This is a genomic window from Citricoccus sp. NR2 (assembly GCF_027594385.1).
Lineage (GTDB): Bacteria > Actinomycetota > Actinomycetes > Actinomycetales > Micrococcaceae > CmP2.
In genome coordinates this window covers 1,599,775-1,613,046 of record NZ_CP115154.1, presented here as the reverse complement: position 1 = coordinate 1,613,046, position 13,272 = coordinate 1,599,775, and the positions used below count along the sequence as shown (strand labels likewise).

Annotated in this window: 14 protein-coding genes, 2 tRNA genes and 1 pseudogene; 8 read left to right on the top strand and 9 right to left on the bottom strand. The window is 65.4% G+C overall.

Features of this window, described 5'->3' with window-relative positions; genetic code table 11:
* From O1A05_RS07600 to asd, 4 genes are all read left to right on the top strand, one after another.
* Positions 1 to 828 carry a thymidylate synthase gene (locus O1A05_RS07600; protein ID WP_270107424.1) on the top strand — a complete coding sequence of 276 codons (828 nt, stop codon included), beginning with the start codon at positions 1 to 3 and terminating at the stop codon, positions 826 to 828.
* A gap of 70 nt (positions 829 to 898) precedes the next feature.
* Positions 899 to 1,465: a dihydrofolate reductase gene (locus tag O1A05_RS07595; RefSeq protein WP_270107423.1), complete on the top strand. Its 567-nt coding sequence runs from the start codon at positions 899 to 901 to the stop codon at positions 1,463 to 1,465.
* Positions 1,458 to 1,691 (top strand): NF038396 family protein, encoded by a 234-nt coding sequence (locus O1A05_RS07590; RefSeq protein ID WP_270107422.1) that lies wholly within the window; start codon positions 1,458 to 1,460, stop codon positions 1,689 to 1,691. Before O1A05_RS07595 ends, O1A05_RS07590 begins: the two co-directional genes overlap by 8 nt.
* Positions 1,692 to 1,723: 32 nt before the next feature.
* On the top strand, positions 1,724 to 2,905 hold the full coding sequence (asd, locus tag O1A05_RS07585; RefSeq protein WP_270107421.1) for an aspartate-semialdehyde dehydrogenase: 1,182 nt from the start codon (positions 1,724 to 1,726) through the stop codon (positions 2,903 to 2,905).
* 15 nt (positions 2,906 to 2,920) lie between these two features.
* Here the strand turns inward: asd and O1A05_RS07580 are convergent, their stop codons facing one another.
* The 4 genes from O1A05_RS07580 to O1A05_RS07565 form a co-directional block, all read right to left on the bottom strand.
* Positions 2,921 to 4,036 (bottom strand): UDP-N-acetylmuramate dehydrogenase, encoded by a 1,116-nt coding sequence (locus O1A05_RS07580; RefSeq protein WP_270107420.1) that lies wholly within the window; start codon positions 4,034 to 4,036, stop codon positions 2,921 to 2,923.
* The gene (locus tag O1A05_RS07575; protein WP_270107419.1) at positions 4,033 to 4,506 is read right to left on the bottom strand and encodes a MaoC/PaaZ C-terminal domain-containing protein; all 474 of its coding nucleotides are present in this window, start codon (positions 4,504 to 4,506) and stop codon (positions 4,033 to 4,035) included. Before O1A05_RS07575 ends, O1A05_RS07580 begins: the two co-directional genes overlap by 4 nt.
* On the bottom strand, positions 4,506 to 4,967 hold the full coding sequence (locus O1A05_RS07570; protein ID WP_270107418.1) for an FAS1-like dehydratase domain-containing protein: 462 nt from the start codon (positions 4,965 to 4,967) through the stop codon (positions 4,506 to 4,508). The genes O1A05_RS07575 and O1A05_RS07570 overlap by 1 nt, the downstream gene beginning before the upstream one ends.
* Before the next feature lie 69 nt (positions 4,968 to 5,036).
* Positions 5,037 to 5,285 (bottom strand): hypothetical protein, encoded by a 249-nt coding sequence (locus O1A05_RS07565; protein WP_270107417.1) that lies wholly within the window; start codon positions 5,283 to 5,285, stop codon positions 5,037 to 5,039.
* Positions 5,286 to 5,373: 88 nt separating this feature from the next.
* Here O1A05_RS07565 and O1A05_RS07560 point away from each other — a divergent pair, with 88 nt between their 5' ends.
* Positions 5,374 to 6,729: a Na+/H+ antiporter family protein gene (locus O1A05_RS07560; protein ID WP_270107416.1), complete on the top strand. Its 1,356-nt coding sequence runs from the start codon at positions 5,374 to 5,376 to the stop codon at positions 6,727 to 6,729.
* Between the two features lie 7 nt (positions 6,730 to 6,736).
* Here the strand turns inward: O1A05_RS07560 and O1A05_RS07555 are convergent, their stop codons facing one another.
* Positions 6,737 to 8,353, bottom strand: a complete 1,617-nt coding sequence (locus O1A05_RS07555; protein WP_270107415.1) for a DUF5129 domain-containing protein — start codon at positions 8,351 to 8,353, stop codon at positions 6,737 to 6,739.
* A 274-nt stretch (positions 8,354 to 8,627) separates the two neighbouring features.
* On the opposite strand from O1A05_RS07555, the gene O1A05_RS07550 reads away from it, so the two are divergent.
* A complete protein-coding gene (locus O1A05_RS07550) occupies positions 8,628 to 8,894 on the top strand; it encodes a TM2 domain-containing protein (protein WP_270107414.1) in 267 nt (88 codons plus the stop codon).
* 100 nt (positions 8,895 to 8,994) lie between these two features.
* On the opposite strand, the pseudogene O1A05_RS07545 reads toward O1A05_RS07550, so the two are convergent.
* Positions 8,995 to 9,828: pseudogene (locus O1A05_RS07545) on the bottom strand (amidohydrolase family protein).
* A gap of 124 nt (positions 9,829 to 9,952) precedes the next feature.
* Here O1A05_RS07545 and O1A05_RS07540 point away from each other — a divergent pair.
* Both O1A05_RS07540 and O1A05_RS07535 read left to right on the top strand, forming a co-directional pair.
* Positions 9,953 to 10,042, top strand: a complete 90-nt coding sequence (locus tag O1A05_RS07540; RefSeq protein ID WP_270107413.1) for a helix-turn-helix domain-containing protein — start codon at positions 9,953 to 9,955, stop codon at positions 10,040 to 10,042.
* Positions 10,043 to 10,630: an IclR family transcriptional regulator gene (locus O1A05_RS07535; protein WP_270107412.1), complete on the top strand. Its 588-nt coding sequence runs from the start codon at positions 10,043 to 10,045 to the stop codon at positions 10,628 to 10,630.
* A 284-nt stretch (positions 10,631 to 10,914) separates the two neighbouring features.
* On the opposite strand, the gene O1A05_RS07530 is transcribed toward O1A05_RS07535, so the two are convergent.
* The 3 genes from O1A05_RS07530 to O1A05_RS07520 all read right to left on the bottom strand — a co-directional run bounded on the left by O1A05_RS07530 (position 10,915) and on the right by O1A05_RS07520 (position 13,247).
* Positions 10,915 to 10,991 (bottom strand) — tRNA-Met (locus O1A05_RS07530).
* A gap of 47 nt (positions 10,992 to 11,038) precedes the next feature.
* Positions 11,039 to 11,110: transfer RNA gene (locus tag O1A05_RS07525), tRNA-Thr, on the bottom strand.
* Between the two features lie 139 nt (positions 11,111 to 11,249).
* Positions 11,250 to 13,247 (bottom strand): DEAD/DEAH box helicase, encoded by a 1,998-nt coding sequence (locus O1A05_RS07520; RefSeq protein WP_270107411.1) that lies wholly within the window; start codon positions 13,245 to 13,247, stop codon positions 11,250 to 11,252.
* Positions 13,248 to 13,272 lie beyond the last annotated feature (25 nt).

Below are 13,272 nucleotides of genomic sequence, written 5' to 3'. Positions count from 1 at the left end.
ATGACCGTGACTATTCCTACCCCTTATGAAGATCTGCTTGCTGAGGTGCTGACCGAAGGCTCCGTGAAAACCGATCGCACCGGCACCGGCACCCGCAGTGTCTTCGGGCGCCAGCTGCGGTTCGACCTCTCCGCATCGTTCCCGCTGATCACCACCAAGCGGGTGCATTTCAAGTCCATCGTGTACGAACTGCTGTGGTTTTTGCGTGGGGACTCCAATGTGCGCTGGCTCCAGGAGCGCGGCGTGAGCATCTGGGATGAATGGGCCGACGAGAACGGCGACCTCGGACCCGTCTACGGGGTGCAGTGGCGGTCCTGGCCGACCCCCAGCGGCGCCCACGTGGACCAGATCGCCCGGGTCCTCGAGCAGCTGCGCACCTCCCCCGATTCCCGGCGCCACCTGGTCACCGCGTGGAATCCGGCCGAAGTGGACGACATGGCGCTACCGCCCTGCCACGCCCTGTTCCAGTTCTATGTGGCCCCCGGCGCAGACGGCGAACCCGGCACCCTGTCCTGCCAGCTCTACCAGCGCTCCGCCGACATGTTCTTGGGCGTGCCCTTCAACATCGCCCAGTACTCACTGCTCACCCTGATGTTTGCCCACCAGCTGGGGCTGAAGCCCGGGGAGTTCGTGTGGACCGGCGGGGACGTGCACATCTACTCCAACCACGAGGACCAGGTGCGCGAACAGCTCTCCCGCGATCCCTACCCGTACCCAAAGCTACGGTTCACCCGCACCCCGGAGGACCTCTTCAGCTACGAGTTTGAGGACTTCGAGCTCGTGGACTACCAGCACCACCCCACCATCAAGGCACCGGTCGCCGTCTGAGCGCGGCTTCTCTGCCCTGACTCCCGATCTCATCCCACCTGACGCCAACCCGAGGACTGAACACAGCAGCATGAACCCTGACGACGAACCGACCATCCGCGTGGGCATGATTTGGGCCCAGGGGCTCAACGGGGTGATCGGGCGCGATGGCACCATGCCCTGGCACCTGCCCGAGGACCTGCGTCATTTCCGTGAGCTGACCGTGAACCACCCGGTGGTGATGGGGCGCCGCACCTGGGAGTCCTTCCCCGAACAGTTCCGGCCGCTGCCGGATCGCACCAACATCGTGGTCTCCCGCACCCTGACCATGGACGACGAGATCGCCACCCAGCAAGCCGCCGGCGCCGTGGTCGTGCCCGATTTTCAGTCGGGACTCAACGCCGCCTTGGAGTCCGACGGGCTGGACCAGGTGTGGGTGATCGGCGGGTCCTCCATCTACGAGCAAGCGCTCGACGTCGCCACCGTGGTGGAACGCACCCTCATCAATGCGGAGCCCGAGGGCGACACCTACGCCCCCGAGCTCGATGAGTCCTGGCAGCGCACCCGCGTGGAACCGGCCGAAGGCTGGGTCCGCTCCCGCGAGGGTCTAGAATACCGCTACGAACGCTGGGAACGAGTGGAGAACAACGATGACTGAACCGCAACGCACGTCCGGACTCTTGGACCAGCAGTCCATCACCTTCCTGGCCCTGATCGCCTGCCCCGTTCTCGCTCTGGTGTGTGCGGGCATGGGCCTGGTGTTCATCCTGCAGGGTCATCTGATCATCGGGGTGCTGTTCATCCTGGTGCTGGCCCAGATCTTCGTGGCCGGCGGACTGTGGGCTTACACCCGGCGCAAGCGCGCTCGTGACGAAACTCGCTGAAGCCGCGCCGCGTCCCGCGTAGAATGGGGGCCATGACTTCACAGGCTGCCCCCGAGACTCAGACCCTCAACCCCGCTGATACCGCCGCCACCCAGACCGTGGGCTTGGTCGGCTGGCGCGGCATGGTCGGCTCCGTGCTGCTGCAACGCATGGTGGAAGAAGGCGACTTCGCCAAGATTAACCCGGTGTTCTTCTCCACCTCCAACGCCGGCGGCCCGGTTCCCGCCCTTCCCGGAGTGGACCCGGACGACACCCTGCGCGACGCCTTCGACATCGACACCCTGGCCTCGTTGCCGATCATTCTCACCACCCAGGGCGGGGACTACACCAAAGAGGTGTACCCGCGACTGCGTGCCGCCGGCTGGGACGGACTCTGGATTGACGCCGCCTCCACGCTCCGGATGGAGGATTCCTCCATCATCGTGCTCGACCCGGTGAACCGCGACGTCATCGACGCCGGACTCGCCTCCGGGGTCAAGGAGTTCGTGGGCGGCAACTGCACCGTCTCCACCATGCTGATGGGCCTGGGCGGACTGTTCCGCCGTGGGCTGATCGAGTGGGGCACCTCCATGACCTACCAGGCGGCTTCCGGTGGCGGCGCCCGCCACATGCGTGAGCTGCTCTCCGGTTTCGGCTCCCTCAACGATGTGGTGGCCGAGGAGCTGGCTGACCCGTCGTCGGCAATCCTGGAAATCGACCGTAAAGTCCTCACCGCTCAGCGCGACGGCTCCATGGACACCACCCAGTTCCAGGTGCCCCTGGCCGGCTCCCTGATTCCGTGGATCGACTCGGATCTGGGCAACGGCACCTCCCGCGAGGAGTGGAAGGCCGGGGTCGAGACGAACAAGATCCTGGGCAACACCGGCGAGATGGTGATCCCCCTGGATTCCCTGTGCGTACGCATTGGCGCGCTGCGCAGCCACTCCCAGGCGCTGACCCTGAAGCTCAATCAGGATGTGCCGGTCGACGAGATCGAGCAGATCATTGCCGAGGATAATCAGTGGGTCCAGCTGGTGCCCAACACCAAGGAAGCCACCATGGAGGCCCTCACCCCGGTGGCCGCCTCCGGTAGCCTCACCATCCCCGTGGGCCGGGTGCGCAAGCTGGCGATGGGCCCGGAGTACATCTCCGCCTTCACCGTGGGCGACCAGCTGCTCTGGGGTGCCGCCGAGCCGGTGCGCCGCATGCTGCTGATCGCCACCGGCAACCTCTAGACCCCTCGAAACTCGCTAGAGCGAACAGCCTAGCAGCACCGGTTCCGGGGTGAGTTCGATTCCCCAGGCCCCCTGCACGCCGTCACGCACCGCGCGGGCCACCGTGATCAGGTCCTCGGTACAGGCCTGCCCTCGGTTGGTCAACGCGAGGGTGTGCTTCGTGGACAGGGACGCCCGCCCTTCGACCAGGTCAGTGCCGAAACCGCGCGGGAATCCTGCGTGCTCAATCAGCCAGGCCGCCGAAAGCTTTACCAGCGCCTCACCCGACTCCGGGTCCTCCCCCGCACCGAAGGCCGGTGCGGTGTCGGGCAGATGCGCCCGCAGAGCCGCCGGCACAATCGGGTTGGTGAAGAACGAACCGGTAGACCAGGTGTCGTGGTCGTCCGCGTCGAGCACCATCCCCTTACCGGCGCGCAGCTGCAAGACGTGATCGCGCACCGCCTGCAGGCTGGCGTGCTCGCCCTCCTCCACGCCCAGTGCGCGGGCCAACTGCGCATAGCGCACGGGCGCCTCCGACCCGCTGCGACGTAGGTCGAACTCGACGGAGAGCACCACCCAGCGCGGAGTGGCCGCGCGCGGGTCAGTAGCAGCATCGGCCAGCGTGCGCTTAATGATCGAATCGCGGTACCCGAACTCCAGCTCCGCGTTGCTCAGCTCCACGACCTCCCCGGTGGCGCGGTCCAGCGCCCGGATCTGGTGCAGGGTCTGGGCGACATCGGCCCCATAAGCGCCCACGTTCTGCACCGGTGTCGCCCCGGCACAGCCAGGAATCCCGGAGAGCGCTTCCAGTCCGGTGAGCCCTTGGTCCACGGTCCACGCCACGACGTCGTCCCACACATGACCGGCAGCCACCGTCACGCGCACCCGGGGCTGACCGGAATCCTCGGTCAGTTCCTCGGTGCTGATGCCGGTGGTGGCCAAGCGCACCACAGTGCCCGGGAACCCGGCGTCTGCGGCCAGAATATTAGACCCGCCGCCAAGCACCAACACCGGGGTGTCGGCCTGGTCTGCCGCACGGATGGCCTCCACGATCTGTTTTTCGGTGTCGGCCACCACCCACGCCTGCGCCGGGCCGCCGACCCGCGAGGTGGTGTGCGCGGCCAGGGCTTCGGTGTTCACCTGCGTGCTCACAGACGCACCAGCACCTGCGCCTTGGTCAGCACCCGGGCGTTCTCGGCATCGGGGTTGATGACCGCCAGGTCGATTCGTGCGGTGCCCTGCTCCTCGTTAATCGCTCCCACGGTGGCTTTCACCTCGAGTCGGGCACCGGGCACGGCGTCGTCGCCGAAAGGATCCGCCGGGTTCGATTCCGGCGTCGTGTCGGCCACCGGCACCATGGCGGTGAAGCGGGTCTGGTAGTCAAGAATCCGGCTGGGATCCCCGCACCACTGGGACACGATGTCGACGGCGGTGCCCATGGTGAGCATGCCATGCGCAATCACCCCGGGCAGGTCCACACCGCGGGCGGTGGACTCGGACCAGTGGATCGGGTTGAAGTCACCGGAGGCCCCGGCGTAACGCACCAAATCGGCGCGGTTGAGCTCGATCGTCGTCGTGGAGACCACGTCACCCTTGGTCAGGTCCGTCAGTGCAATGCTCATCAGTTCCCCTCCTCGGTGTCGGGTGCGCGCATCAGCAGGGTGGAATACACCGTGGCCACATCCTCACCGGCGACGGTGGTGACCTCCACTTGGGTGGTGATCATCGAGTTGCCGCCGAGCGCCTTCACGGAGGCAATGGTGGCTGCGGCCACCAGTTCGTCGCCGGCGACCACGGGGCGATGGTGGGTGAAACGCTCATCGGCGTGCAGCACGCGGGAGAAGTCGATGCCCACCTCCGGGTCGGCAATAACAGCAGCCTCGGCGCGTTGGGCCAGGCTGACCAGGAAGGTCGGCGGGGCCACCAGGTCGGCGTGTCCGGCCGCGCGGGCGGCATCCACGTCATGGTGGAACGGGTGGTTGTTCTTCACCGCGGTGGCGAAGTGGCGGATCGCCTCACGTCCCACTTGGTACGGCGCGGTGGCCGGATAGCTGCGCGACTGCACAGCGGGATCGATGCTCATCGCAGAGCGTCCTTCCGTCGAAAAATGATCGGGCTCGGGCCTCGTGTTCACCAGCTTAGTGCGCCGGGGTCAGCGTTGCGTGCGGGCCCGCTCTCGACGACGCGCGTCGCGGAAACGGATCACCTGGGCGCACACGTGCACCACCAGGCCGGCGCCAATCAGGCTGAGCGCCACCCAGGAGACCGGCAGCATCTGGGCCACGGCGCCGACAATGGCCAGCAGCACGCCCACACCGATCAGTGCCATTCCGGTCAGCAGCAGCCGACGGTAGGTCTGTGATCCGGTGTCCCACGGGGTGGTGAATGACGTGTTGCCCATGCCTCTAGTGTCTCACCTGTCGCCTCTTCTGTTGTCTCATCTGGTCAGCCGATCGTGGTGGGTATATATTCTCGCCTATGCTGAATCGGTGAATTCCGTCGTCATCGCCGTTCTTGTCATGCTGGGCCTCGCTCTCAGCCGCGTCCATGTGGTCATCGCCCTGTTCATCGGAGCTGTCGCCGGCGGCCTCGTCGCCGGGCTAGGCTTGGACGCCACCATGCTCGCCTTCCAGGGTGGGCTGGGTGACGGCGCCAAGATTGCCCTGAGTTACGGACTATTGGGCGCTTTCGCCATGGCGGTGGCGTCCTCCGGTCTGCCTCAGGCACTGGCCAACTCTCTGATCCGCCGGCTGGATTCCTCGTCTGAGCGGGCCTCGGACCGGACGGTGACGGTGACCAAATACGCCCTGGCCGGTGGCGTGCTGCTGATGTCGGTGGCCAGCCAGAACCTGATCCCCGTACACATCGCGTTCATCCCGCTGCTGATCCCACCGCTGTTGAGCGTGATGAATCAGCTGCGCATCGACCGCCGACTCATCGCTTGCATTCTCACCTTCGGCCTGGTCACCACCTACATGTACATCCCGCTGGGATTCGGCAAGATCTTCCTCGAAGACATCCTGATGGGCAACATCGCCTCAGCCGGCATGGAGACCGAGGGCATCAACGTGATGGATGCGATGGGCATCCCCGCATTGGGCATGATGGCCGGCCTGCTCGTCGCGGTGTTCGTCAGCTATCGCAAGCCGCGCGACTACGCCGACCTGCCCCTAGTCTCCGGCAACGTGGGACAGCCCGAGGAGTCCTCGCGCTACCGGATGATCGTCTCCGTGGTGGCAATCCTGTGCTGCTTCGGCATCCAGCTGGCGCTCACCCTCTCCGGTTCCGAAGCAGATGGCTTGTTGCTCGGCACCTTGGTCGGGCTCGCGATCTTCCTGGTGACCGGCGCGGTGCGATGGCGGGCGGCGGATGATGTTTTCACCCAAGGCATGCGCATGATGGCGATGATCGGGTTCATCATGATCACCGCACAGGGATTCGCCGCGGTGATGGCCGAGACCGGCGACGTGGCGAACCTGGTGACCGCCACGGAGTCGATCTTCGGGCACAACAAGCCGATGGCAGCCTTTGCCATGTTGGCGGTCGGCCTGTTGGTGACCATGGGCATCGGTTCGTCGTTCTCGACTCTGCCCATCATCACCACCATTTACGTGCCACTGTGTCTTGCCCTGGGCTTCTCGCCGTTGGCGACCGTCTCGATCATCGGCACCGCCGGTGCCCTCGGCGATGCCGGCTCGCCCGCATCAGACTCCACGCTGGGCCCTACCGCTGGTCTGAACGCAGACGGCCAGCACGATCACATCCGCGACTCCGTGATCCCGACCTTCCTGCACTTCAACCTGCCCCTGCTGGGCGCTGGTTGGGTTGCGTCTCTGGTCCTTTAGAAGAGTGCTAGAACCGAGACGACGACCCGGCGCCGGAGAAGCTGCCACCGCCGGCGCCGTAGCCGGACGAGGAACCGCTCGATGACGAGGAGCGAGAGGACTCCACCGAGCTGGTGCCCGAGGTGTAGCCGTGGCTAAACGCGATAGCAGTCCAGTACGGATTCACCCCGCCCGAGTAGGACGAGTCCAGAATGGTGAGGCGCCGGCGCCGCTGTGACTGCGCTTTCTCCATCTCTTGATCCATGTCGGATCGCTCTGACGAGGTCTTGGTGAAGTCCGCAGCGGCCACGTCGTAATAGGTTTTCAGTTGCTCCGACAGGCGGGACTGGATGTCGTCCAGCCGGTCTAGCGCCTCGGTTGGGCTGATCGTTTCCTCGGTCACACCACCGCTGATCTCCTCGAGTTCGGCCTGCGCGGTCCGCTGGAATTCGCCGAGAGTGACGGCCTGGCTCTTCAGAGCCGAGGAATCAAAGAGTTTTGAGTCGGTGTACTCGCTCAGTGCGTTCAGGTCCTCGCGCACCGGCTCCGTCTGACGCATCCAGGCCCGTTCCCAGCCCGACTGACGGTTGAGGAACGTGTTCGTGTCGACGATGACGTCGTCCATCATGTTCAGGAGCGACGCCGTCTCGTCGGCGTCCTTGGCCCGCTGGCGCACCCCGGCCTCCCCCAGCTGTTCTGGGGTCAGCTCCGAGAGCGCGTCGATCTCGTCATGCAGCTTCAGATAGTCATCATGGAACACGCGGAACCGCTCCAGGATCCGCGCACCGTAGGGAGTGTCTTCGGGGATGGTCGACGCCGAAAGCTCGGTGGCTTCCATATCCATGGTCACCTGTGCGTAGTGCTCCTGAGCGGAGACGATCAGATCGCGCGTCTTGCGTCGTCTGTGGGTGCGGGCGCCGAACACACCCGCCGCACCGCCGAGCACGAGAGTCCCGGCGCCACCTGCTGCGACCCACAGGCCCGGAGCCGCCAGCGTCGGGCGGTTGACGAGCTCCGAGGCCCGCTCCGAAGCATCCACCATCGCATCCGACCAGCGGGCCTCACGGGCGGCGTCGAACCCGGATTCCTGGATGTCCTCCTGCATGTCCATCGATACTTTGCGGTCTTCGCCGAAGTACGAGCCGATGTGCCGTCCTTCGGGATCGATGCCGATGATCACCACACCGTCAGCCCATTTCTGTCCATCGTCCGAGATCAACTCCGGATGGTTCGCGCGCATATAGGCCAGCACACGTTCGTTGAAGTTATCCGAGGCCGCGCCGCGCTCGGTGAAGAGCACCAACCGGGTGGGCTCGTAGAAGTTCACATCCGACAGCCCTTCAGCGACCGTGGGCTCGTGCAGAACCCCAGCCGTGTCAACATAGCTGACCCCAGGCGACTGGGTATCGATGGTTCCCGAGTCGCTGGCGTCTTGAATGCTCTCGACCTGCAGCTCGCCGCCGCCATCACCGCCGAAGAGAGAGGGGGCCGCCGCAGCCATCCAGACTCCGCCGATGCCGATTCCCGCCGCGAGCACGCCGGCAATCATGGCCTTGCGGTAGGACAGCGGGGCCGCCTTGTTTGACCGAATCGACGTCGAGGCCGGTGAAGCCTCCACCGGTGCTGAGTGCGGATCGGATGTCATCGGGGCTCCTTCAGTCTCGCCTGCCATACAGACGTCGTCGTTGTCTGAGATTGAGCCTAGAAGATTGTCGACCAGCCCGCTTCCCCCGCGAGTAGGATCATCTCACCCAAGAAATCATCCATAGAACGGACCCACACAGGATGAAACGGGCTCCCTCCCCCTGTAATGTGGGCGACGTGGGAATCCCCCTTCCCACTGGTGGGCTACAGGTCGCAGAGCGAAACTCTGGGGCCCACCCCTGGTGGGGGCTTCGACGAACGAGCAAGGACAGTGGATGAGCTACTCCCCGCACCCGTACCAGCACCCCGCAACGAACTCCGGCATGCAGTACAGCACCCCGCCGAAGAGTTTTGTGGCGACCATTCTGTTGTCGTTCTTCCTCGGCAACCTGGGCATCGATCGCATGTACCTCGGCCACGTCGGCCTCGGCATTGCCAAACTGCTGCTGAACTGGGCTACCCTCGGCCTCTGGTGGCTGATCGACTTCATCATCATCGCGTGCAAGGGCACCGAAGCCCTGCGCCGCATCAACTGGGTGTAGCAGAGGCGGCCTCGAATCCGTCGGCAACTCGCGAGGTCCTACAGCGCGCAGAGGCTCCCACAGCGTGATGCTGTGGGAGCCTCTTCTCAACAGTGCTGAGTCATTCGAGGTCGAGACCGAACACTTCTTTAGCGATCCCCTCGAAGAAGCGATGCTTCTCGTCGTCAGAGATCGGCAGGGCGTCCATGGAGCTCACCTCGTCGGGCTCGTGCTGATAGGGGTAGTCCATCGCGTACATCACCCGGTCGGCTCCCATCACGGTGCGAGTGAACATCACCTCGTCGGTCCAGTTCACCCCCGAGGTGGTGATCCACACGTTGCGGCGCAATTATTCGGAAGGGTTCAACGGCAGCGGAGCCACGTGCTGGTATCGGCCCCCGGCGATCTGGCGCTGATACATGTAGTCGATGCGGTTGATCCAGAGGGGGATGGCCTCTCCCAGATGGCCGACCACCATCTTCAGCCGCGGGAAGCGCTCGAAGACGCCGGAGACGATCAGCCGTAACAGGTGCAGTCCGGTTTCCACCCCGAAGCCATAGATGGAGCCGTCCAATCCCCGCTCATGGAACGGTCCCAACAAGCGCGCAGACGGCGCGTTGGGGTGCAGGTAGCCCGGCACGTCGAGAGCCTCGGCGGCCTCATAGAAGCTGAAGAACTCTGGACGGTCGGTATACGCGTCCCGGACATGGGAGTTCAGGATCGCGCCTTTAAGCCCGAGCTGGCGGACCGCCCGTTCCAGCTCCGTGGCTCCGGCGTCCGCAGCCGTGAACGGCACCGCTGCCAGACCGGAGAACTTGGTCGGGTTCTTCTGGACGATCTCGGCGTGACGATCGTTCGACAGCTCCGAGATCTCCGTCGCCAGCTGCGCTGGCAGCGGATTGACGCCCGGCGAGGTCAGCGACAGGATCTGGTGATCGATGCCCGCGGCCGCCATCTCCTCCAGCCGGATCGATTCGGTATCCGTCATCCGTCGGCGAATGAACTGGGGACGCTCTGAGTCGCCGAGGGCGTAGTAGCCCATCAGGCGGTGCAGGCCGGGATCGTCCTCGGGCGAGGAGGTGAGCATCTCGCGGAAGGTCTCCGAAGAGCTGTCGATCTCGCCGTCCAGCGCCCACCGCCTGTTGGCTACGCTGGCCTATCGCCAGTAATTGGTTCAGGCTCCGGCCAGCAAGATCTACCGACCCGGCGCCAAGCTCATCGACCGTCGCGGGTACGGCGGCGACCTCCTGACGCTGCGGAGGATCATGAAACCGTACATGGACCAGGTAGCCGAAGCGACCCTTGAATCGGTCTCGCTGTCGCGGCTGATGGGTGACCATATCGAGTTCGTCGACGGCGTGGAGTCCGCCCGCACCCTCCGGGCGAGCCCGAGAGTCGGTGCACGGATGCCCGCCTACGCCACTGCCGGTGGAAAGATCCAGCTGGCGCAGCTGGACCGGCAGGAGCTGATCGACCTGTTCCCGGAGGGCCTGAAGCCACTCACCTCGCACACCGCGACCGATCTGGCGACCCTGCTCAAGGAGCTGAGGCGATGCCGGGACCGGGGCTATGCCTTTTCTCGCGAGGAGAGCACCGAAGGCATCTCAGCGATCAGTGTTCCCCTGAAGGACTCCCACCAACGCACGGTGGCCGCACTCAGCGTGGTGGCGCCGTCGGCGCGCCTGCCTCACACGCGGCTGGACCCCACGCTCAGCCTGCTCACCGAGGTCGCTGCCGCGGTACGGTCCAGGCTCTGATCGCGGCGCCACTTGGGCAGGTATTGATCAATCGTGTATTGCAGGCGCTCGGCTCCCTGCTCGGCCGGGAGGAACGTTTACGCTACCGCTGGAACAGTCTCGTCGGCCCGTTGATGCCCAAACCGTATTCACCTGCCACGGTTACTCGGAACACGGGCGCTGGCGCAGGGCTTGTTCTTTAGGCGACCGGGGGCAGTAATGGGGGCACCAATGTGGGGACCCGCCCGGAGTTTCGGCAAAGAAAAGCCCCGGACCACTGATGCGATCCGGGGCTTCATTTCGCCTGGTAGCGGTGGCGGGACTCGATCCCGCGACCTCACGATTATGAGTCGTGCGCTCTAACCAGCTGAGCTACACCGCCACGAAATGAAATGCCCGCGCGGGATGCGCGCGGGCTCTTCATTTCAGAGCCCCGACCGGGAATCGATCCCGGGACCTCAGTCTTACCAAGACTGCGCTCTACCACTGAGCTATCGGGGCAACGAAGAAAGACTTTACCAGCGATTCACACGGATGTGAAATTGAGAACGGGCCCGTGATGGTGACCTCTCTCACGCCAGGATGGAGCGGTGCTCATCCAGGTCAATCTTCAGTTTTTTCGCGCCCTCAGACGCGAAGATCAGTACCGCGAATCGCGGCTCTTGCGGTCGGAGGAGGACCAGCGATCCTTCTTCTTCCGGCCCTCGCCATATCCCCCGCGAGCGTCGTCGCGAGAGTCTCCGCGGCGGTCGTCTCGCCGGTTGTTGTCGGAGCCGCCCTTGAAGCCGCCACGACCGCCTTTGTAGCCGCCCTTGGTGTAGCCGCCGCGGCCACCGCGATCATCGCGATCGTCACCGCCACGCTCGGCGCGGGTGGGGCGTCCGGAGTCCAGGCGCAGCTGCAACGGACGACCGTTGATGGTGGCGTGCTGGAGTGCCTCGCGCTGTTGGGCACTCAGGTTTGCAGGCAGTTCCACCAGGGAGTGGGTCGGGCGAATGTCGATGCCACCGATCTGGCGGGCGCTAATGCCGGCTTCGTTGGCGATGGCGCCCACGATGTTGCCCGGCTGTACGCGGTCCTTGCGACCCACGGCAATCCAGTAGGTCGCGTTCCCTTCAGACGGGCCACGGCTGGGTCCGCGGGAGCCACGACCGTCACGATCGTTGCGGTCGTTCTTGCCGGCGCCACCGCGCATGGGAGGCAGATCCGGCTCTTCGGCCAGCAGCGACTTGCCGCCCTGGGCGATCTTGGCCAGCGCGGCAGCCACATCGGCGGCGGGCACGTCGTGCTCGTCCACGTAGCGGTCCACGAGGTCGCGGAACACCGACAGCGCTCCCTCCTCACTCTGAGCCAGGGTGCTGGTGATCTCCTCGGCGAACCGGGAGAGCCGGGAGGTGTTCACGTCGTCGACGCTGGGCAACTGGATCTGCTCGACCGTCTGCTTGGTGGTCTTCTCGATGGCGCGCAGCAGGTACTTCTCGCGCGGGGTCATCAGCAACACGGCGTCACCCTTGCGCCCGGCGCGGCCGGTACGGCCAATGCGGTGCACGTAGGAGGCGACGTCGTGAGGGATGTCGTAGTTGATGACGTGGCTGATGCGCTCGACGTCGAGACCGCGGGCCGCCACGTCGGTGGCCACGAGGATGTCGACGGCACCGGAGCGCAGGTTCTCCACGGTCTTCTCGCGCAGGTTCTGCGGGATGTCACCGGAGATCGCAGCCGCGCGGAATCCGCGGGCGTTGAGCTTGGCGGTGAGCTCCTCCGTGGAGTTGCGGGTGCGGACGAAGGCGATCACGCCGTCGTGGTCTTCGGTCTCCAGGATGCGGGTCATCGCCTCGAGCTTCCAAGGGCCGGTGACCTGCAGGTAGCGCTGGCGGATGTTGGTGGCCGGGGTGGACTGTGCGGAGACGCGCACCTCGGCGGCATTGTTGAGGTAGTTACCGGTGATGCGGCGGATCGCCGAGGGCATGGTGGCGGAGAACAGCGCGGTCTGCTTGCCCTCGGGAGTGGCGGAGAGGATCTTGTCGACCTCTTCGGCAAAGCCCATGCGCAGCATCTCGTCCGCCTCGTCGAGCACCAGGTAGTCAAGCGCGGAGAGGTCCAGGGAGCCCTTCTCAATGTGGTCGATCACACGGCCAGGGGTACCGACGACCACGGGGGCGCCGCGGCGCAGGCCGGCCAGCTGAGGGCCGTAGGGGGCGCCACCGTAGACGGGCACCACGGAGATGTTGTCGAGGTGCTTGGCGTAGGAGGTGAAGGCCTCGGCAACCTGCAGGGCGAGTTCGCGGGTGGGCGCCAGCACCAGGATGCGCGGCGAGGTTCCGGGGCCGGTGACGTCGATGGTCTCGGCCAGCCGCGACAGGGCGGGCAGCGCGAAGGCGGCCGTCTTGCCGGTGCCGGTCTGGGCCAGACCCACGACGTCGCGTCCGGCGAGCAGCAGCGGGATGGTCTGCTCCTGGATCGGCGAGGGGGTCTCATAGCCGAGATCCTCGAGCGCAGCCAGCACGCGGCCGTCGAGGCCGAGCTCGGTGAACGGCGTCGCCGTATTCTTCGACGTGTTCTCGGCGGTTTCGGTCGTTGCGGCTGGTTCGGCGGTTTCGGTGGTGGGGTCAGTGGTGACAGGGGTGTTTTCGGACACGAGTTTTCCTCATCAGGGGTCGCAG